This is a genomic window from Thermoplasma sp. Kam2015 (genome assembly GCF_003205235.1).
Lineage (GTDB): Archaea > Thermoplasmatota > Thermoplasmata > Thermoplasmatales > Thermoplasmataceae > Thermoplasma.
The window spans coordinates 1-19,474 of sequence record NZ_QJSM01000020.1; the positions used below are offsets into that span (position 1 = coordinate 1).

19 protein-coding genes are annotated in these 19,474 nt (G+C 46.2%); 15 read left to right on the plus strand and 4 right to left on the minus strand.

Features of this window, described 5'->3' with window-relative positions:
- Positions 1 to 105 precede the first annotated feature (105 nt).
- From DMB44_RS03240 to DMB44_RS03250, 3 genes are all read left to right on the plus strand, one after another.
- Positions 106 to 1,761 (plus strand): DNA alkylation response protein, encoded by a 1,656-nt coding sequence (locus DMB44_RS03240; protein WP_237265265.1) that lies wholly within the window; start codon positions 106 to 108, stop codon positions 1,759 to 1,761.
- Positions 1,762 to 1,840: 79 nt separating this feature from the next.
- Positions 1,841 to 2,014: a MoaD/ThiS family protein gene (locus tag DMB44_RS03245; protein WP_153280116.1), complete on the plus strand. Its 174-nt coding sequence runs from the start codon at positions 1,841 to 1,843 to the stop codon at positions 2,012 to 2,014.
- A 76-nt stretch (positions 2,015 to 2,090) separates the two neighbouring features.
- Entirely contained in the window at positions 2,091 to 2,939 is an 849-nt protein-coding gene (locus tag DMB44_RS03250) for an SMP-30/gluconolactonase/LRE family protein (protein WP_110640798.1), read from the plus strand.
- On the opposite strand, the gene DMB44_RS03255 is transcribed toward DMB44_RS03250, so the two are convergent.
- The gene (locus tag DMB44_RS03255; RefSeq protein ID WP_110640800.1) at positions 2,910 to 4,238 is read right to left on the minus strand and encodes a lyase family protein; all 1,329 of its coding nucleotides are present in this window, start codon (positions 4,236 to 4,238) and stop codon (positions 2,910 to 2,912) included. The genes DMB44_RS03250 and DMB44_RS03255 overlap by 30 nt on opposite strands.
- A gap of 30 nt (positions 4,239 to 4,268) precedes the next feature.
- On the minus strand, positions 4,269 to 5,477 hold the full coding sequence (locus DMB44_RS03260; RefSeq protein ID WP_110640802.1) for an argininosuccinate synthase: 1,209 nt from the start codon (positions 5,475 to 5,477) through the stop codon (positions 4,269 to 4,271).
- 120 nt (positions 5,478 to 5,597) lie between these two features.
- On the opposite strand from DMB44_RS03260, the gene DMB44_RS03265 reads away from it, so the two are divergent.
- The 12 genes from DMB44_RS03265 to DMB44_RS03320 all read left to right on the plus strand — a co-directional run bounded on the left by DMB44_RS03265 (position 5,598) and on the right by DMB44_RS03320 (position 17,148).
- Positions 5,598 to 6,182 carry an ACT domain-containing protein gene (locus DMB44_RS03265; protein WP_110640804.1) on the plus strand — a complete coding sequence of 195 codons (585 nt, stop codon included), beginning with the start codon at positions 5,598 to 5,600 and terminating at the stop codon, positions 6,180 to 6,182.
- Positions 6,183 to 6,405: 223 nt separating this feature from the next.
- Entirely contained in the window at positions 6,406 to 7,032 is a 627-nt protein-coding gene (locus tag DMB44_RS03270) for a bifunctional precorrin-2 dehydrogenase/sirohydrochlorin ferrochelatase (RefSeq protein ID WP_237265266.1), read from the plus strand.
- On the plus strand, positions 7,029 to 7,769 hold the full coding sequence (locus tag DMB44_RS03275) for an SAM-dependent methyltransferase (RefSeq protein ID WP_110640808.1): 741 nt from the start codon (positions 7,029 to 7,031) through the stop codon (positions 7,767 to 7,769). Before DMB44_RS03270 ends, DMB44_RS03275 begins: the two co-directional genes overlap by 4 nt.
- Positions 7,747 to 8,523: a precorrin-8X methylmutase gene (locus DMB44_RS03280; RefSeq protein ID WP_110640810.1), complete on the plus strand. Its 777-nt coding sequence runs from the start codon at positions 7,747 to 7,749 to the stop codon at positions 8,521 to 8,523. The genes DMB44_RS03275 and DMB44_RS03280 overlap by 23 nt, the downstream gene beginning before the upstream one ends.
- Positions 8,523 to 9,275 carry a precorrin-3B C(17)-methyltransferase gene (gene cobJ, locus DMB44_RS03285; protein ID WP_110640812.1) on the plus strand — a complete coding sequence of 251 codons (753 nt, stop codon included), beginning with the start codon at positions 8,523 to 8,525 and terminating at the stop codon, positions 9,273 to 9,275. Before DMB44_RS03280 ends, cobJ begins: the two co-directional genes overlap by 1 nt.
- Positions 9,272 to 10,393, plus strand: a complete 1,122-nt coding sequence (gene cbiD, locus DMB44_RS03290) for a cobalt-precorrin-5B (C(1))-methyltransferase CbiD (RefSeq protein ID WP_237265267.1) — start codon at positions 9,272 to 9,274, stop codon at positions 10,391 to 10,393. Before cobJ ends, cbiD begins: the two co-directional genes overlap by 4 nt.
- Positions 10,368 to 10,970, plus strand: a complete 603-nt coding sequence (gene cbiT / locus DMB44_RS03295) for a precorrin-6Y C5,15-methyltransferase (decarboxylating) subunit CbiT (protein WP_110640814.1) — start codon at positions 10,368 to 10,370, stop codon at positions 10,968 to 10,970. Before cbiD ends, cbiT begins: the two co-directional genes overlap by 26 nt.
- Entirely contained in the window at positions 10,967 to 11,647 is a 681-nt protein-coding gene (gene cobI, locus DMB44_RS03300; protein ID WP_110640816.1) for a precorrin-2 C(20)-methyltransferase, read from the plus strand. The genes cbiT and cobI overlap by 4 nt, the downstream gene beginning before the upstream one ends.
- A 4-nt stretch (positions 11,648 to 11,651) precedes the next feature.
- A complete protein-coding gene (cobM, locus tag DMB44_RS03305; protein ID WP_110640818.1) occupies positions 11,652 to 12,428 on the plus strand; it encodes a precorrin-4 C(11)-methyltransferase in 777 nt (258 codons plus the stop codon).
- A complete protein-coding gene (gene cbiE / locus DMB44_RS03310) occupies positions 12,412 to 14,118 on the plus strand; it encodes a precorrin-6y C5,15-methyltransferase (decarboxylating) subunit CbiE (RefSeq protein ID WP_161952082.1) in 1,707 nt (568 codons plus the stop codon). Before cobM ends, cbiE begins: the two co-directional genes overlap by 17 nt.
- A 196-nt stretch (positions 14,119 to 14,314) precedes the next feature.
- Positions 14,315 to 15,748 carry an amino acid permease gene (locus DMB44_RS03315; RefSeq protein WP_110640822.1) on the plus strand — a complete coding sequence of 478 codons (1,434 nt, stop codon included), beginning with the start codon at positions 14,315 to 14,317 and terminating at the stop codon, positions 15,746 to 15,748.
- 2 nt (positions 15,749 to 15,750) lie between these two features.
- Complete coding sequence (locus DMB44_RS03320; protein WP_110640824.1) at positions 15,751 to 17,148, plus strand: amidohydrolase; 1,398 nt, start codon at positions 15,751 to 15,753, stop codon at positions 17,146 to 17,148.
- Here DMB44_RS03320 and DMB44_RS03325 read toward each other — a convergent pair.
- On the minus strand, positions 17,145 to 17,495 hold the full coding sequence (locus DMB44_RS03325; RefSeq protein ID WP_110640826.1) for a hypothetical protein: 351 nt from the start codon (positions 17,493 to 17,495) through the stop codon (positions 17,145 to 17,147). The two genes, DMB44_RS03320 and DMB44_RS03325, sit on opposite strands and share 4 nt — an antisense overlap.
- Positions 17,496 to 17,540: 45 nt before the next feature.
- The gene (locus tag DMB44_RS03330) at positions 17,541 to 19,295 is read right to left on the minus strand and encodes a S9 family peptidase (RefSeq protein WP_110640828.1); all 1,755 of its coding nucleotides are present in this window, start codon (positions 19,293 to 19,295) and stop codon (positions 17,541 to 17,543) included.
- Between the last annotated feature and the right edge of the window lie 179 nt (positions 19,296 to 19,474).

Sequence of the window (19,474 nt, forward strand, 5' to 3'; positions counted from 1 at the left end):
ATATTATATATAAGAAAAATATAGCATGGTTCAGTAGGACGAGTTTAAGGTTTCTTATTCTGAAAAGATTGATAATATTTATATGTATTTTCAGGATCTATCATTATGAAATTTGATTTCTCAAATATATTTCTGAGCAAGGGGCTGGATTATTTCTCCGATGATCTGGTTCTGCAAGATGTTCTGAATTATCTGGGATACGATGCTGATGAGAAACTCTCCGAGATGGGTAGGTACGTCAGCACGGAGATGATAGAGGATTCGATATTCATTGATCATTACGGTGAGCCCGCCCTGCAGACCTGGGGTATCCTCGATAACCGTACGGATGGAATATGGATATCAAGAACGCATCAGAACATGATCGATAGATTGCTGGATATGGGTGTTGTATCTCGCATCGTTGAGAAAGACGATCTCATGTACCATTTCATCTCTGGATATCTTATATCTGATTCCGGTCTGTTCTGCACTCTGACACTGACGGGGCAGACTGCATACGGTCTTAAGAAATACGGAGGAGAGGATCTCGAGGTCTTTCTGAAGCACTATGCTAACCGAGATCACTGGCTTGGTGCCACCTATTACACGGAGATACAGGGTGGAAGTGATCTCGGCGCAAACCAAACCACCGCGGTTAAATCTGGCAAGAAATATATACTGAACGGTGAGAACAAGTACTTCGCAAGCAATGCGGGCCTGGCCGATGGTGCAGTGGTCACAGCAAGAATGCAGGGTGCGAAGCCAGGTGCAAAGGGCATATCAGTCTTCTTCGTGCCCACGATCAGATCCGACGGTACGCGTAACTATGAGATACGAAGGATAAAGGACAAGCTGGGCACCATAATGGTGCCAACTGGCGAGGTGGTGCTCAAAGATTCTGAAGGATATCTGATTGGCGATGAGAAGAATGGCATATACATAGCGCTGGAGATACTTGAAGTTTCAAGAATAGATGACGCCATAGCTGCGGTGGGTATAGCGCGAAAAGCCCTCTGGGAGGCATATCTCTATTCCAAAAGAAGGACGGCATTCGGAAAGCCCATAATCGATCATCCCCTCATGCTGAGGGATCTGGCGGAGATGGAATCTGAGGTGGAGGCATCGACTGTGCTCTCAATGGTTGCGGCCGACATGTTCAGCAGGGCATCACATTTGAAGCCTCCCTACGACGATCAGTACCATATGGCCAGGGCCTTTACGCACATGGCAAAGAACGTGGCATCATGGTCCAGCGATTATGTCACAAGATATGCGATGGAGGTCTTTGGTGGAAAGGGCTTCCTGAAGGAATTCCCCATAGAGAAGTTCCACAGGGACTCGATCGTTACATCGTTATGGGAGGGGACGAGCAACATCCAGGCGCTTGATTTTCTGGAGCTTATGCAGAAGAAGGGTATAGACGAAAAGATCTTCACGCTGATATGGAACATTATGGAGAATCTCTCATCTGACAATGCGGCCATAGTAAAGTCGGCATTCGATTCCGTCCGTGAAAGGGTTCTGGCATATAGGAACTCTGGAAATGTGGAGTATTTTGCCAAGGACATGCTCAACCTCTTCGGCTACCTCTCCTCTCTCGCGTACATGTTTTCTGTATCTGAAAAAACAGGGAATGTTGGAATGCAGATGGCCGCAAGGATATATTACTATAGGCATTTTCTGGGATCATTGCCACCTGATATTCCATTCGGGGATCTGCACAGGGTCGTTGACTGGATGAACATAGGTGGTGGCGAAAAGGTCATAGAGGTAAAATGATTGCAGAATCATGCGAATAAGGATACGAGTATTATCCCATTTTTCCATCGCTTTGGGTTTCGATGAATCATCCTTCATTGTGCCAGAAGGCATTACATTCGGTGAGATGAAGGAAACCCTGATTGATCGCTTCAGTACTTTTATACGTCCAATAGAAATTGGAATGTATGCAAACATGAGGCCAGAAGACGATCAGTATGTGCTTAAGGACGGCGATACCATATACATATTCCCAAGATCTTCTACACCCTGATTGCAGGAACGGTTATATGAGCAGTTACGTGTGATCCTAATGCGCATAAATTTATATCAAACAGGCATACTTATGCATGGATCCAGAAATTATTTTTAAGAAGATAGACGATCTGGGCGAAGGCCCTACTTTTGACGAAAAGAGGAACAGAGTTTACTGGGTTGACATAAGAGGTAAGAAATTTCACTACCTGAATCTTGATAATTCTGAGATGAAGACTTTCGCTTCCATCGGGATGATATCGTCCATAGTGCCAACTGACAGCAATATGATGGCTGCCACAGTCGATCATGGTTTGTATCTTATTGACGATAACGGAAAGCACACACTGCTGATTGAGGTTGAAAAGGAACAGAAGTCCACAAGGTTCAACGACGGCAAGGCAGATCCGTTCGGTAACTATGTTGCCGGCACCATGGATCTTGAGGAAAAGAGGCCCATAGGATCACTCTACGTTCTGACAGGAAAGACCATCAGGCGTATTCTCGATAATCTGACGATATCAAACGGCATAGCTTGGAACACGAAGAAGAAAGTATTCTATCACATCGATACGCCGAAGAGAAGGGTCGAGGCCTACTCATATGACAGCAGGATGAACATAGAGAGGATGGGTACGGCTGTGGATTTCAGAAACGAGGTGGGAAATCCAGACGGCATGACCATCGATGCTGAAGGTAATCTATGGGTTGCGCACTGGGGGGGTAACAGGATAACGGTTCATGATCCGGAAAAGCAGAAAAAGATAGATGAGATAAAGTTCCCAGCCCAGAATATAACATCATGCGTGTTTGCAGGTGATGGGCTGCATGACCTTTACGTTTCATCCGCTTCAAATGGAAATGCGGACGATCTCGGTGGAAGTCTCTTCCGCGTGAAAACTGAATACACAGGATCAAGGACCTTTGTATTCAGCGTTCCCTGAAATTCCTTCTGCAAATTTTTCGGCCTTTTCTATGAGGTTTTCCCATTTTTTCAATATGTCGGAATACTTTTCCGCGATCGTCTCAAGATCCTGCATCTCCACCACGTCGATGTAATTCTCGGGTTCATAGGGTTTTATATTCGCACCATCTTTCAACATTTTTCCTATGTCAATATAGCTTTCTCTCCAGTCATGCTTTATCTTGAAGGCGTTCCACGCATTTCCGGTTGCAAAGATCTCATCCGGGAGCTTCTGTATATTAGAGATGAAGCGAATGTTTTCTATAAGTGTCTTGAAATGCGATAGGGCATCTGAAAAATAATCAATGAATTCTACAAATGAATCTTTCATTATCTGAAAATCTCTATGATATCCGGAGGTCTTGTTCAAAAACGTGGACCAGATCATAACCGCATTTGACATTGAAAGTGAGGCTATACCCTGAAGAAGTTCTAAATAATCAGGATTTCTCTTGTTTGGCATCAGTGAGCTCCCCGTTGTGAATGCATCAGGCAAAGTAACGTAACCCATTCTATAATAATCAATGAGATCCATCGCGATCCTAGAGATGAACACCGCGGTCTGCGTTATTGAATTCACGACTGATGTGAACACGTACTGGTAAAGAGATGCGGCAAACATAGGGTTTTTATGAGGCTGTCCAAGTCCAAGCATCACAGCCATGGTGTAAAGCGATCCGGAGAAAGGGCTTCCATACCCGGATCCATATCCGTAGGCAAGATCAGAGACGATGGATACGGAATGATCGATCGCTTTGATATGGAAAGCAAGCGATTCCTCTATGTAGTTGAGATAGGTTCTGGCAGATATCGGCATCGCTGGCATAAAATGTGTAGATCCAGGCAGCAAAGCATCTGTTTCCAGTTTTTCTAGCACTTTTATGCACTGCAGCATATCCGAAACAATCTTAGCAGTTCTCTCAACCGTGAACATGAGAACGTTGTTGTGAACCTGTTCATTCCTTGAGAGATAGAGACGAAGATTATGACCTAGTTTTCCGCACCCGTCCTCAACTGCATTCTCAACAACGGTATGTGCATCCTCATAGTCGATGGTGATCGACGGTGGATCCCTCAGAATATATAGGAGCGTATGAATGATGCATATTGATTCATCCCTGTCGATGGCGCATTTCTCATAAAGATCCAGATGATAGGCTATCAGCGATAGTATTTCATACTTCAACAGCTGGCGTTCTGCATCGATATCGCGTTTCACAAAAGGCTCCGTCGCGTTCCATCCATGATCCTTATGCAATCCCCCTTCCCAGAGCTTCATTCCATCATCCCGCTAGATTCTTTTTCTTTCTTATAGATCAAAATAAGATCCGGCCATCTCTTGATCAACAGCTGTTTTTCTGTTATGCGAGTGCACGGTGGCATTTCCGTATACCTCTATGAAGCCCTTTGATACCCTCTGATCGAATTTACTGGAACTGTAGTTTATCAGATCCCTGTTGTATATGAACGTGCTTCCCCAGGCACCCTCATTGAAGATATGTCCACCGAATAGCTTCATCCTAATCTCTCCCGTTATGTCTCTGTTGAATTCGGCTTCTGCTGCATTTATGGCGTTCATAACTGGATCATGCCAGAGTCCACCATAGACGAATTTTGAAAAATGCCAGTCTAGCATCATCTTTACCTCTGCTTCATTCCTGTTGAGGATCAGGGACTCCAGATATCTGTGGGCGTGGGTGATCACAGCTGCGGCAGGGCATTCATAAACCTCATGACTCTTGAGTCCCACGACCCTGTTTTCCACGTGATCGATGAGTCCGATCCCGGCCGATCCAGCGAGGGCATTCAGCTTCATGATCAGATCCGAGAGCTTCATCTTTTCACCATTCATCTCCGTGGGAATGCCACCGTCGAAGGCAAGCGTGATCTCAACATTCTTTTCCGCCTTCCATGGTGGAACGATCCATTCATAGACATCCTCAGGCAACCCCTTTCCGATATCTTCAATATCGGGGCCCTCAACGGATCTCCCCCAAATGTTCTCGTCTATGGAATATTTGCCGTCCAGCTTCACAGGTATCCCATGGGTTTTTGCGTATTCTATCTCGTCGCTGCGCATCATGTTCCATTCCCTCACAGGAGCCAGAACTTCTATGGAGGGATCAAATGCCTTTATGGAAACCTCGAACCTCACCTGATCGTTTCCCCTGCCAGTAGACCCATGGACTATGTATTTGGCTCCAATTTTATGCGCATAATGAACAGCCTCTTCTGCCATGAGGGGCCTTGCTAAAGCAGTTGAAAGAGGATATCCTTCGTAGTTTCCATTGGACATAATCGATTTTGCGATGAATCTGTCTGCAAATTGATCCTTGGCATCATGAACAAAAACTGGATACGCACCCAGCGATTCGGCTTTGGCAGCAATCGCGTTCAAATCCGTATTGCCCACATCAAGAGTGAGCGTTGAGACGCTAAGCGACAATTTCTCCTGAAGCCAGCTTATCATTACGGATGTATCAAGACCTCCAGAATAAAGCAGAAGAGCTTTTTCCATGGGCATCCATTTATATTCGATATAAACAATTTTTCGTTGATATTTGAATTTTTAAAAACAATTCAACATTATTTTGTCATTAAGTAAAAAATATTATATTCAAAACTAATATTACATATTATGAATAGAAGAATAAGGGGAGATGTGGAAGAGAGGACGATGGATTATCTTGTGAAAAGGCCAGAGATATTCACGTTGCTCAATACCGGCATAGTCAATCTCAATGGACTGGCAGCTCTCATAAGCAGAGAAAATGGAGATCTAAATCCGCTTTCGGTCAGGTCGGCGCTGCAGAAGATTATGAAAAGCGGAAGGATAACTGATTATCGCAAGGCTACTGATGATCTTTTAAGGAAAAGCAAAGTGACTCTGCAGGATAAGGTATCCGTTATAACGGCCAAGAGGAAGCTAGATATGGATTTTCTCTCCGTAACGTTCCTTACGGATTCTGTGGTTTATATCGTCGATGAAACAAGATCCAAGAACATACCCCGGGATGCGAATGTTGAAAGGAATGTCAGCCTGATCCACATCTTTTCGCCCTATGACATAGTTTCCACCCCTGGTTTCGCGTTGAATGTTGTTCAGCGAATATACGCTGCGGGAATAAACATATTGCAGCTCATATCATGTTCCAATGAGACCATGATAGTCGTAAATAGGGAGGATGCAGTCAAGGCTTATTCTGCGCTGACAGCCTACTGATCGAATTCATTATGCGGCCGTCATCTTTCTATCGGAATAACAGGATTAAGATCGACGGAGTCTGACAATCTTCGGTCACGGGCTCCACATCTCCTACAATTATGATATATCTTTTCATTCAAGGTCTGTCGTCTCCTAAGTTTTCGATTCTTTATTGTTTTTCATTTGGTGAAGTTAGTTTAAAAAAATTTAAATAAACTTCACAATTCCATCATCCATGATCATGGACATAAAACTCGATCGACATCCTCTGGTCTTCATAGGCCATGGGCATGAATTTGATGAGAAGATAGTGGCTTTTTCCCAAGAAGCTTCGATCATCTATGCATTCACCGATGAGAGGATCGTCGATCCACATGTCTCAGTTGTCTCTGGGAAATTTGAGGATGGAATAGAGACCGTCAGGGATGTTAGGCCCATCATCACCTTCATTTCCACCGAGGATGAGGTTCTAGACGCGCAGCTCGCCAGCATGGCATCTCTGTATTCAACCATGGTTTACATACCGGATCGCGTGATGCTGAGCGATATAAATCTTTGCGCGTTGATAAAGAAAGGGCCTGTATCGATAGGCATATCGACAAAGGGGAAGAGTCCGGCTATGACCGTCATGATAAAGAAGAGGCTCAATGCATGCATCGATAAATATGGCATAATCACCAGAGAGGATGCCCTGATGATAGATTTTATCTCCAGAAACAGAACTAAGATAATTTCAGGAATACGTGACAGAAGAAGGCGCCGCGTTATGATGTACAAGATCGCCGTTGACAGGAACATGAGAAGCATGGTTGCATCTGGTACAGGTGATCCGGATAAGATGCTGGAAAGTCTGATCGATGGACAATGACAGCAAGAAAATACTATATAATAGGCGTTGGACCGGGCGATCCAGATCTAATGAGTATTCGCGCCGTCAGATCTATTCAGGAATCGGATCTCATACTCTACGACAGCCTTATTCCAGAAGATATCCTGATCCGTTTCTGCTCAGAAAAGAAGAAGATCCATGTGGGTCACAGATCCTCAAAGGACCATCATGACATCATGGAGAGGATATCGGACATCCTCGATAATACTGAAGATGCTGTGGTTGCCCATCTTAAATCCGGCGATCCTGCAGTATTTTCTCATCTTCATGAGGAGGTCGATATGCTGGTTCATCGCGGTATAAGCTATGAGATCGTTCCCGGCATATCATCGGCGATTGCCGTGCCAGAGATGGCCGGAATCGCACTTACTGGACGGGGCTTTTCGGAATCGTTCACCATAGTGTCCGCGAGTGATGCCAGCGGAAATTTCAATGAAGCTGAGATAAGATCGGCTATGGCTGCATCAGGATCCGTGGTCATAATGATGGGTGCGAGATATCTGGGAAAGATCAGGGATCTTCTGGTTTCAATGGATTACCGAAAGCCTGTCGTCGTAATAGAGAACGGAACGAGGCCGGATCAGAATGTGTCGTTCTTCAGACAGCCGCTGGATATAACTGCAGAGTATGCAAATTCACCAGCATTGATAGTGACCGGTCAGATCATCAACCTCAGGGAGGTGGGTAAGAAAGATGAGGATAAGATACGAAATTGAATTTGATTCCGGATCCATGCGCCTGAGTTCTCCAAACCATTCCGCGGTGATAAACATGGGATTGAATGCAGTGATTGCCGGAGATCTCGAAAAAATCATATTTGACGCTATATATGCCGAAGTTCTGAATCAGATGGGAAGCGATCGTAGGGAACATGATTTCAAGATGATAGAGAAGAGAAGCTTTTCCATAATAGATTCGATGCTTCCACGGGATATCGGATATCCCATGCGCCATATAGTCATGAAGATTGTGCATTCCACGGCGGACTTCGCCATGGTAAATCTTGTGAGATACAGCGAAGGATTCTTCCAATCCATGGTCTCCAGGTTGAGAGCAGGAACTACTATAATCGTGGACAGCGAGATGGTGAGGTCCGGCATATACGCTAAACCGGTTCTCAATAAGAACAAGATCGCCTGTTATCTGAATGATGATGAAACCGCGGAAATAGCGGAACAGAGAGGTATAACGAGATCCGCCGCTGGGATCATGAAGGGTCTTCTGAAGAACAGGAATTCGGCCATCGTGATTGGTAATTCTCCAACTGCGCTTGATCAGGCGATAACGATGATCGAAGAAAATGGATGGTATGACGTACCTGTAGTCGGTGTACCCGTCGGATTCGTGAATGCAAAGAGCGTGAAGGATCGACTCATGTCAAGCTCAATCGAGCATTTCACGGTCTATGGCCACCGTGGTGGTAGTTCCGTAGCAGCTTCCATAGTGAATGGATTTGGGAGGTTTCTGTGATGTATGGAAAAATATACATAATTGGCATTGGCCCGGGCAGCCCCGATCACATGACGCCCGCGGCAAGGAAGGCGTTAGCCAGCAGCGATGTTATAATCGGTTTTTCGCTGTACGTCTCCTTCGTGAGGGAAGAATTCCCGGAAAAGAAATACGAGATCAGTGGAATGCAGAACGAGCTTGCAAGAGCAAGGCGTGCAATCGATCTGGCGGATCAGGGTATGACCGTTGCGGTCATATCAAGTGGCGACGCAGGAATATACGGTATAGCGGCACCAACACTGGAGATGATGCAGAGAAGGGGATCCAATGTTGAAGTGGAAATAGTGCCGGGTATTTCAGCATTATCTTCTGCCGCCTCTCTCCTTGGATCTCCGTTGACAAACGACTTTGCGGTCATAAGCATGAGCGATCTGCTGACACCTCTCGAGGTTGTAATGAAACGTGCTGAGATCTTTGCGAAATCAGACATAGTCACCGTGATATACAACCCGCGAGGTTCCAGATTTCCAGACAACCTTAGGAAGGCAATAGACATATTCGCAAAGTACAGAGATCCGAACACGGTGGTCGGTATAGTTAGGAATGCCTACAGGGAAGGCCAGTCTGTTAAAATAACGAAGCTCTCTGAGATCGTCCCGGAGGAGATCGATATGCTGACTACCGTCATTGTGGGTAATTCTGAGACCTTCGTTTACAGAGATATGATGGCTACTAGGCGTGGATACAGCAAGAAATACAGCATCGACGCATGACTCAGTCAAATCCATTCCAGCAGTATGGCATAACCAGCGGATCGGCTGCTGCAGCCGCAGCGAAAGCGTCCGCTCTGGCCGCAGGCGGATCGGTCGTGGAATACGTCGGTATACCGACGCCGATAGGCATCAGGATAGAGATAAGGGTTGAGATGATGAGACAGCTGAAGACCGGATCAGGTATGGCCCGCGTCAGGAAGTTCTCCGGGGACAACCCGGACATTCTCAATAACGCGGTATTTCAGAGCGTGGCAGTTCTTCGTTCAGAGGAGGGAATACGTATACATGCAGTGAAAGGTATAGGGAAGGTTGTTTCAGGCGGGCTTCCTGTTGGCCAAGGTGAATACGCCATCAACCCCATCGCTAGGATGATGATCGAGAATGCAGTTCGCGAAGCGATATCGTCAGGAGGCTGCGACATATTTCTGTCCGTTCCTGAAGGAGAGGATCTTGCCAGATCCACGATGAATCCAAGGGTCGGAATAATCGGCGGAATATCCATAATTGGAACGACAGGAATCGAGGAGCCAGTGTCCGGCCCAGATTACTCATCCCATCTTGAATATCTTCTGAAGACAGGCAGGTGCGCCAGCAGCGTAGCAGTATTGTGTCCAGGAAATACCGCCCTTAAATTTGCGGAAATGTATCTTACACTGCCACCGTCCTCCTTCATTCTGATCGGTGATAGAGTAGGGGACGCAATAACACTTGCTCTAAAAAATGGATTCAGAGAGATACTGATATTTGGCCTGCCGGGAAAACTTGTCAAGCTTGCCGCCGGAGTGACGAATACGCACAGTCGCATTGCAGATGCGAGGTTCGAGACCATAGCAGCCTATGCGGCTCTGGTGGGGGTGAGCAGGGATACGATTGCGAAAGTATTGGATTCAAACACAGTTGAAAGCGCATTTTCAGTTCTGCGTGATGAGGGCGTGATGGATGAGGTAGCCAATCTATTGGTGGATCGCATAGTGCAGAGGCTGCATACTCTTTTCGGAGAGAGTACAGCATTCTCATGCATAATGATCGATTCGCATGGAAAGCCGTATGCACTGCGTTTGAGCGACGGTATAAAGGCTCTGGTGAGTAAATATGGATCTGAAGCAATGGGATTATGATGTCTACGGGATCCCTGACGAGGTTTTTTTCAGATCGGAGGGCATACCGATGACGAAGAGGGAAATACGCATACTTAGCCTTTCGAATCTGATGCTCAGGCGTGGAATGAGCGTCATGGATATAGGCTGTGGATCTGGATCGATGACCGTTGAGATATCCAACATCGTGGGTCCGGATGGCAGCGTGATGGGCATAGACATCAGAGAGGATGCCGTTGATCTGGCCGCTAAAAACTGTGCTGCACTATGTCGCTACAGAAATTACACTGTGGAGATGGCCGATATTTATGACTTTCGAGGCGATAGAAAGTTCGATGCTGTATTCGTCGGCGGCGGAACGGTCGAAATAGGGAGACTCTTCGATAAGATAACTGAGATAACACATGGTGGTTCCAGGGTTGTTGTGAACGCGATCCAGCTTCACACAGCTTATCAATCCCTGGACGAGATGATTAGGCGTGGATACAGCGATGTGGATGTTGTTCAGGCGATGATAAGCAAGGGCATGCGCACATCAGAGGGATATGCTATGATAGCGAGGAATCCAATCTTTGTAATATCGGGTGCATCCCCATGAAGATGTACGTCGTCGGTCTTGGTCCCGGGGATCCCGAGTACATAACCGTGAAAGCTGTAAACGTTCTGAAACAGAGCGATATCATATTCGTACCTGGATCCTCCGCTGATCGCAGCATCTCGAAGAACATAATAAGGGATCTTGCGGAAAGGCACGGCTTTTCAGATACTGAAACGGTTGATCTGGAATTCCCCATGACCAGAGATCGAGAGTTCAACAGGATGGCATGGGAAAGGAACGTTTCAATGATAATTGGAGCGGTTTCCTCTGGCAAAACGGTATCCTATGCTGTACTTGGCAATCCAACGCTTTACAGCACATTCAGCAACATACTCGAGGACGTGAGGAAACAGGGCGTGGAGGTTGTATTTGTGGCTGGTGTTAGTTCCCTGGACGCCTGTTCATCAGTTGCAGGCATGAATCTTGCGAAGGGCGACGAGAGCATAGCCATCATAACGTATAATGATTTCATGAAGCGGCAGCGGCTTGACTTTGATACCGTCATAATCATGAAGGTTCCCGGCGGATCCGCCATGATTGAGGAGGCCAGAAGGCGGTTTCCAGAATTCAGATCATGCGTCTATGCTAGGAGATGCACGATGCCACAGCAGATCATAAGAGATCAGCCAGGGGAAGATCAGGCCGATTATTTTTCGATGATCATATTGAGGAGGTGATGAAATGGCGAAGGTATACATTGTTGGTGCCGGGCCAGGAGATCCTGATCTCCTGACCGTCAAGGCAAGGAGAATAATAGAATCGTGTGATGTGATAATATACGCAGGATCTCTGGTGAATCCTGAGATTATAAAGCTCGCAAAGCCAGATGCGGAGGTTTACAACAGCGCTCAGCTTGACCTTGATCAGATCATGGGGATAATCAGGGAAGCATATGATCGTGGAAAAAACGTAGCAAGGGTTCATTCAGGCGATCCTCATATATATGGCGCGCTGAAGGATCAGACATCCGTTCTGGAGCAGCTTGGGATACCGTATGAGGTAATTCCTGGCGTGAGCGTCCTGACGTCTGCAGCGGCGTCGCTTGGCATAGAGCTCACGATGGACGGGATATCGCAGGCCGTGATCATAGCGAGAGGTTCCCTCAGGATACCTGTGCCTGAGAAGGAACAGATAAAGAATCTGGCCGCGCATGGAAGCACAATGGTCATATTCACTGGTATACACATAATAGATCGCATAGCGAAGGACCTTATGGATGGAGGTTACGACCCAGAGACACCCGTTGGCGTTGTATATCGTTCGACATGGCCTGATGAGATCGTGATCAAAGGAAAACTCTCGAATATAGCATCGCTTGTCCATGAGAAGAGGATATACCGTACGGCCATCATAATCGTGGGCGATGTGGTTGATCCGAAGTTCGTCAGACACAGCAGACTTTACGATCCAGAGTACGTGCATTCATTCCGTGGTGGTAGGAATGCATCCGGCAGATAACGTGAGAAAGGTCCTTATCGTATCTTTATCAAGATCCGGTGCAGAAGTTGCTGCTCGGCTCGCATCCAGGATGAGATCGGAAGGCCTAGATGCTAGGGCATTCTGCAGATATGGTAATGAAGAATGCAGAAAACTGGACTCGTCGCTTAAGATATTTCTCATGGAGAATCTGCGCATGTACGATGCAGCCGTCATGGTAATGTCCCTTCCAGGTTTCTATAGGATCGCATCGGAGATCATGATAGAAAAGAACCATGATATTCCTATCGTGGTTGTGGACGATGCTTCAAGGTTCGCTGTAGCTGCTGCATCCGGTCATGCGGGCAATTCCAACGGCATCGCCTCATACGTTGCTGGCATCCTTGGATGCACAGCCGTCATAACGGACGGAATAGAATCTACTGGAGGCATGTCCGTGGAGAACATAGCAAGGATTACCTACTCCAGCATTGCCAATCCGGAATGCATACTAACGGTCAATGCGGCAATAGCCAACGGCGATAATGTGCCAGTTATATTCAGGTCTGAAAAGAGGAGAAAACTCAGGAGTATCTTCGAAGATCGCCAAAGCGAAGCATACGAGGATGGACCGGCCATAGTGATCACTGATAGGCCGGGTGATGCGGATAACGTATGCTATCTAATACCGGACGACATATCCATAGGCATCGGCTTCAATTCAAGGGCCGATGAGTCAGCGATGTCCAGCTGCATAGAGAACTTTTTTGATGAAGCCGGGCTCTCATGGGAGGATGTAGATTATATTTCGAGCATAAAGGATATTCCGCCTGACATCATTGATGGTCGAAAAACAAGATTCATCAGGATCCAATTGGAGGATCTGAAGGCGATTGATCAGAACGAGATGACACACAATTCACCGAAGGCCATGGAGGTATTTGGTATCCCCGGCGTGGCTGAACCCTGCGCACTTTATTCACTTGGGCCGGCGTCGAGGCTCTTCTATCCGTTCAGGCCATGCCAAGGAAAGGTAACCATAGCTGCGGCGAGGAGAAGGAAACTATCTGACGGGTTCATATCATTTGTAGGTGTGGGGCCGTCCGATCCGGATCTCATGACGATGAAGGCGAGAAAAGCTATAGTTTCCGCTGACATAGTGGCTGGATATGCGACACCACTTGATATAGCCAGAGGCCTCATATGGAACAAACCCAAGGTCGTGTTCCACTGGAAGGATCAGCAGAGATATGTGGACCAGATCGTATCGCTGTATAGACAGGGATACAGGATCGCCTATCTTTTCACTGGGGATGCGTGTTTCACTGAATCGGAGCTCATGAAAAGATTCACGGGATCCTGCCGCAAATTTGAGATAATTCCCGGGATAAGCTCCGTTCAGGCAGCATGCAGTATCACCGGAATGACCCTTGAGATAGCAGGAATCGTCTCATTTCATGTTACGGGAGACATTGAAACACGAAAGAAAGACCTCATCGAAGCCCTGTCAGATAAGGGTGGTGCTATCGTCATACCGAGGCCATACGATTTCATGCCAAGAGATATCGCTGCATTCCTTTCAGATAAAGGCTTTGGAGATCTTCCCGCAACAGTGATCGAGAAGGCGACTTCATCCGAAGAGCGCAGATTCGCCGCTCGCATTCGAGAACTTAAGGATATGGAATTCTCCGATCTTTCAATAATGGTCATAGGCGAACCGGTGATCAGATGATCATCGTATCGCATAGGGACGAATTGAACGAATATGTCATTGCGAAGACAATATATGAAAAAATTAATCGGTTTATACTGGATCGGTAATCATGTAGGTTCCCATGGTTGATTGGATCGATAGAAATATTTTTACGAATTTAGTATCAATATTACGAAAACAAAGATTTATCTATTTATGATTTTTCAGGCCCATCATGGCAAATGTTGTTAATCCTAGCGCAAGGGAGATTGGCACCTGGGATCTTGTCTTTCAGGGTCTTGGACAGATCACGCCCATAACGATACTCTCAGGACTCATAGTTAGTATAGTTGGGCTCTCTGGCATAAACGCACCGCTGGCTATGATCATATCATTCTTGGCTGTGGTTATGGCAGCGAACACGATATATCAGTTTTCAGGGATCATCAGCCATTCCGGCGGCTACTATTCCTACGTGGAATACGGCCTCGGAAAACATATTGGAAAGTTCACGGGTCTCCAGTACCTTCTGTATCAGGCATCCAATCTTGCATTGGAATACCTGATAGTGGTTTGGGGATTCTCTAAGTCCTTGAACTATGCCTTTGGGACTGCATTTCCTGAATGGACCGGCATAGTCTGGATAGGATCGATGATGGCTCTTTCATACATCCTCATGCGTATGGGGGCAAAACCTTCTCTAAAACTTGCACTGGTTCTCGGATCGATACAGGTGTCATTTGTGATCCTTCTTTCCTTCATAATAATTCCATCTGCACCAGACAACACAGCTTCTGCTTTCATTCCGTCAGCTGGATCTGGATGGACCGGAGTATTCCTCGGATTCATAGTGGGCGGGTATCTAGCTTTCGCCGGCTATGGCTCAGTGGTTCCCATGGGCGAGGAAGCTAGATCACCAAGAAAGACCATAAAAAAGGCGATAATCGCCATAGTTGTGATTGCTGGAATTGTATTCGTGATGGGATCCTACGCCATGATCGTCGGGTTTGGCATCGGCAATCTCGGCAATTTCTCATCTGCGGTGATACCAGGTTTGATCGTTGCCAGGAGACTCACAGGCATAGGCGGATCAATAATATTCATTTTGATAAGTACATTCCTGTCAACATACGGGACTGTCATCGGCATGGGAATGCCCATGACACGTGTGATGTATGCACTGGGGAGGGATGGTGTGCTTCCAGAGAAGATCGGATATCGAGACGGAAGGGCCGTACCAGTGAAAAGCGTTGACCTCACCTATGCCATAACCGCGGTCTCGGCAGCTGCACTCGGTCTCTACTTCTATCTAGCAGATGGTTTCTATCTTGGCCTTTATTATGCGTGGGTAATATTCGGGACGATCGCAACTCTCTCAACGTTACTGATACACATGCTTGTGAACACATCCCTCTCCGTATCCCATATCAGGACGCGAAGAGGAAATATTATGTTATGGGTGATACTGCCATCGGCCACTACGGTCTTGATGGGCATAGCATACTACTATTCTCTGTTGGGAATGTCAATGCCCTTCCTGATAGCGCCTCTGATATTCCTGGGATGGATCATTGTATCTATCATGATACTATATTTCAGAAGGAGCCGATATTCTAACATAGACTTTTCAGATATGGATAAAGCAATGAATTATGAGGCTGGTGCATAATAATGACCATAACATTCGATACCCTGATCACCAACGCTGCTATATTCGGACATGAAGATGCCGATGCCATAGCCATAGACCACGGAAGAATCGTTTACATCGGACGCGATAGAGGCATCAGATCCAAGAACACGCTCGATCTTTCAGGTAAGATAGTACTTCCTGGCTTCATAGATTCCCATGCTCATTTGATGAGCACTGGTCTTGAACTTTCGAGACTGAATCTCTTCAATGCTCCTGGTAAGAAGGAGGCTATAGATGAGATAAGATCCTATGCGGAGAAACATGATAAGGTTATTGCATATAGATGGGACGAGTCCAGATGGGATGACGACCGCTCATATCTCACTGCCCATGATCTGAACAGCATAGAGAAGCCGGTGGTTGCGTTCAGGAGGGATGCCCATATGGCGGTGGTAAACGATGCCGCCATGAGATCAATAGGTCAGTTCAGGCCGGACGGGGTCTTCAGAGAGGAGGAAATGGTACATCTGAAGGATTTGATCCGGCCAGACTATGAAGAGGCATCAGAAGCCCTCAGCATGGCACTGGATACAGCTGTATCGCTTGGAATAACCGGTGTGAGGGATATTGTCGATAGAATGACCTATGATACATATTGTAAGATTAAGATCCCAATAAGGATATTCAAGGTAATATACTCAAACGAACTCTTCGATGGATTCGGTGCTGATGAATTCGACTGGGGCGTCAAGGAATTCCTTGACGGTTCTCTCGGTTCCAGAACTGCAGCGCATGGTGGATGGGACGAAAGGAATCTGAAGATGAAAGAAAGAGATTTTGAGGCATTTGCACAGACGATATGGTCCAGAAATCTGCCTCTTGCAGTGCATGCCATCGGGGAGATCGCAGTTGAGGTCGCAGCCAAAACGATGCACAGGCATGCCGGAAAGCAGCGAAATTCCATAGAGCATTTTGAACTCGTTGAGGATGGTATCCTGGATATGATCGATGATAATACGATAATATCGGCGCAGCCAAACTTCCTGGAATGGGCTGGCCATGGTGGAATGTATGAGGACAGACTGGGCAGTGAATGGCTGTACAGAAATAATCCTTATAGGGACATACTAGACAGCGGTATTAGGCTAGCGTTCGGATCCGATTCCATGCCCATAGGGCCAATGTACGGTATTCACTATGCTGTGAACAGTGAGTTCAGACAGCAGCGGTTGACGTTCGAAGAGGCTGTCAGATCCTACAGCGAGGCCGGTTCATATCTGCTCGGTTTGGAGAAATGGGTGGGGCTGATAGAGACGGGATATTCGGCAGATTTCGCAGTGTTCGATCAGTCTTCACTGTTGGCCCATGAAAAACTGAAGGATGCCAGGCCGACAATGACCATATTTGAAGGAAAAATAGTGTACTTCAGATCCTAGGACTGGGATCTAGACTTCTCAAAATCAAATATCGCCTTATCCAGTATGGTTGAGATCTGCGGCCTTACCACAAGGAAATGATATGCCTCTGGATTTGTTGCCTTCTTCACATGTTCAATCTTCTTATTCTCAGAGTCAAAATCTATCAGTCCTGGTGCCAGTTCGCCCTTTGTCAGTGTTACCAGTATTGTGAGATCATCGCCATCAGCCATCGCTGGCGTATAGTAAGACAGGTACCCTCTGTACGAATACACTGTTGCAATATTCCGCATGGCCATAGCGAATCCAGCTGAGAGAGACATCAATAGATCTTCAGGCGTTTCCATGTATTCGAATTCAAATTTCATGGAAATCGAAATTTTTGGGAAGATAAAAAATTATCTCATCGATGGTTAGCTATGATCCTTCATGAATTTGATCGTTTCAAGATACTGCCTCTTGATATGATCCTTCTCTGTGAATCCGTGGCCTTCCCTTGGAAAAACCAGCATGCGCACTTCGCAGCCTTTTTCCTTCAGAAATCTATAAAATTCATAATATTGACCTATGGGCACGTATGGATCCCGTATACCATGCATCAGCAGAACGGGTGTTTTCGGATCGTGCCTGATCCTTATTGGAGAATATCTGTCATATTTATCGAAGTCCCATGGATCGGCATCCATATGCAATCTGTCCCAAAGATAAAGATTGCTTGTGCCGTGGAAGGATATCCAATCAGATATTCCGAACAGTGAGACTGATGCCTTGAAGATATCCGTTTTCATAACGGCGAGAGCGGACATGTATCCTCCGTAGGATCCGCCCGTTATGTATATCCTCTCGGTTCTTATCTTTCCTGATCTTTTCAGATGATCTATACCGGAAAGAATATCTTCGAAGTCCATGCCGCCAAGATCGCCGACGTTGAGTTCCGCGAATCTCCTGCCTTTGCCGACGCTTCCCCTGTAGTTTGGAGCGAATACGCTGAATCCATAGCCAAGATAGATGGATGTGCGATCGATGAAGGATGCATACGAGAACGATGTCGGGCCACCGTGAACGTATACTATGAGCGGATCCTCAGGATTCCTGACTCTCAGTATTCCATAAATATCCTCACCATCTGAAGAACGCCACTCTACAATTTCAGCTGGATATGCCGCTATATCGGCTAGATGAGAATTTAGACTGGATTTTGAGATACCATCTTCAATACGGTATATCTCAGGAGGGTCGGTCGGAGACGAGAATGGGACAACAAATGATCCATTTGCTGTGTCGAAGGATGGCGAATACGCGGGATAAACTATACCGAAGCCGTACCATATTTCTCTTTTGTTTGAAATATCCATGATGCTGAACGTTGTTTTGTCATTTCCAAGCACGTATATAGAATCCCCATGCAGAACCACATGAGAATAGCTAATATTGGATCCGTCGGTTATATTCCTTATTGATCCATCGTAAAGTATGACATCACCTGATATGACTCCGCGATCGCTCATCACCGATTCTAGAAAGGCAATGCGTGTTCCATGCGCCGTTATCTTTCCGATCTGCCTTCTACCAGGGTCGTATATGAGCTCTTGCTTTCCGTCCGCTGTTATCCTGAATACCTTGGACTTGTACCAGCAGCTCTCCTGGGGGCAATCAGATGCTATTGCATATACGGCATCGTCTGCTGAAGCAAATTCCCATATCTGCAGATCCTGAGTCAATCGGACTATTCCAGATTCATCAATGCGGTAGAGATCGGTGAACCGATCCTCCTCCTCAAAGAAATACGCATCGTCGGATCCTTTCTTATCTTCCTTTTCACCCGTGAATATTATCTTTCCACCGAAGAAGCTAACAGAATTTACCTTGATCCCTGTGCTGTATTTCAGGGGCAGGCCATCCCCTTTCAGCGAGACGATATCCTTACCCTCAGCGAAAAGAACAGATCCGGCAGGTGTGAAGCATAGAGAATGGAGTCCATATCCTTCGTATTTTGCAATTATTTTGAAGTTTCGGTCAAAGAGGTATACCTCTTTCCTCTGTTCCTTCTTTCTGTATTCTCTGAAATTCTCAGAGACGATAGCACCAATAAGATCGCCGTCCTTAGACAGTCTAACTTCATCTATGATCCTGAGTCCGAGAAGGTCTTCAAATGTCTGATCCCGCATAGTATGATCAAACCAATTCTATATTTAAAAACTTGTAGAATGCAGTGTAATAAAGGGCAGTTCAAGTGTATGATCGAACTCAAATTTCAAGATGCAGAACTCTATATATTTTCAGGAATGCGAAGTTGGTCGGAATAATCAAATCCGATATGATCCAGCAGTATGCAGCTTTCAAATGC

Coding starts and splice junctions, on each gene's coding strand:
- DMB44_RS03240 (WP_237265265.1), top strand. CDS start 106: ATGAAATTTGATTTCTCAAATATATTTCTGAGCAAGGGGCTGGATTAT.
- DMB44_RS03250 (WP_110640798.1), top strand. CDS start 2,091: ATGGATCCAGAAATTATTTTTAAGAAGATAGACGATCTGGGCGAAGGC.
- DMB44_RS03255 (WP_110640800.1), bottom strand. CDS start 4,238: ATGAAGCTCTGGGAAGGGGGATTGCATAAGGATCATGGATGGAACGCG.
- DMB44_RS03260 (WP_110640802.1), bottom strand. CDS start 5,477: ATGGAAAAAGCTCTTCTGCTTTATTCTGGAGGTCTTGATACATCCGTA.
- DMB44_RS03265 (WP_110640804.1), top strand. CDS start 5,598: ATGAATAGAAGAATAAGGGGAGATGTGGAAGAGAGGACGATGGATTAT.
- DMB44_RS03270 (WP_237265266.1), top strand. CDS start 6,406: ATGGACATAAAACTCGATCGACATCCTCTGGTCTTCATAGGCCATGGG.
- DMB44_RS03275 (WP_110640808.1), top strand. CDS start 7,029: ATGACAGCAAGAAAATACTATATAATAGGCGTTGGACCGGGCGATCCA.
- DMB44_RS03280 (WP_110640810.1), top strand. CDS start 7,747: ATGAGGATAAGATACGAAATTGAATTTGATTCCGGATCCATGCGCCTG.
- cobJ (WP_110640812.1), top strand. CDS start 8,523: ATGTATGGAAAAATATACATAATTGGCATTGGCCCGGGCAGCCCCGAT.
- cbiD (WP_237265267.1), top strand. CDS start 9,272: ATGACTCAGTCAAATCCATTCCAGCAGTATGGCATAACCAGCGGATCG.
- cbiT (WP_110640814.1), top strand. CDS start 10,368: ATGGATCTGAAGCAATGGGATTATGATGTCTACGGGATCCCTGACGAG.
- cobI (WP_110640816.1), top strand. CDS start 10,967: ATGAAGATGTACGTCGTCGGTCTTGGTCCCGGGGATCCCGAGTACATA.
- cobM (WP_110640818.1), top strand. CDS start 11,652: ATGGCGAAGGTATACATTGTTGGTGCCGGGCCAGGAGATCCTGATCTC.
- cbiE (WP_161952082.1), top strand. CDS start 12,412: ATGCATCCGGCAGATAACGTGAGAAAGGTCCTTATCGTATCTTTATCA.
- DMB44_RS03315 (WP_110640822.1), top strand. CDS start 14,315: ATGGCAAATGTTGTTAATCCTAGCGCAAGGGAGATTGGCACCTGGGAT.
- DMB44_RS03320 (WP_110640824.1), top strand. CDS start 15,751: ATGACCATAACATTCGATACCCTGATCACCAACGCTGCTATATTCGGA.
- DMB44_RS03325 (WP_110640826.1), bottom strand. CDS start 17,495: ATGAAATTTGAATTCGAATACATGGAAACGCCTGAAGATCTATTGATG.
- DMB44_RS03330 (WP_110640828.1), bottom strand. CDS start 19,295: ATGCGGGATCAGACATTTGAAGACCTTCTCGGACTCAGGATCATAGAT.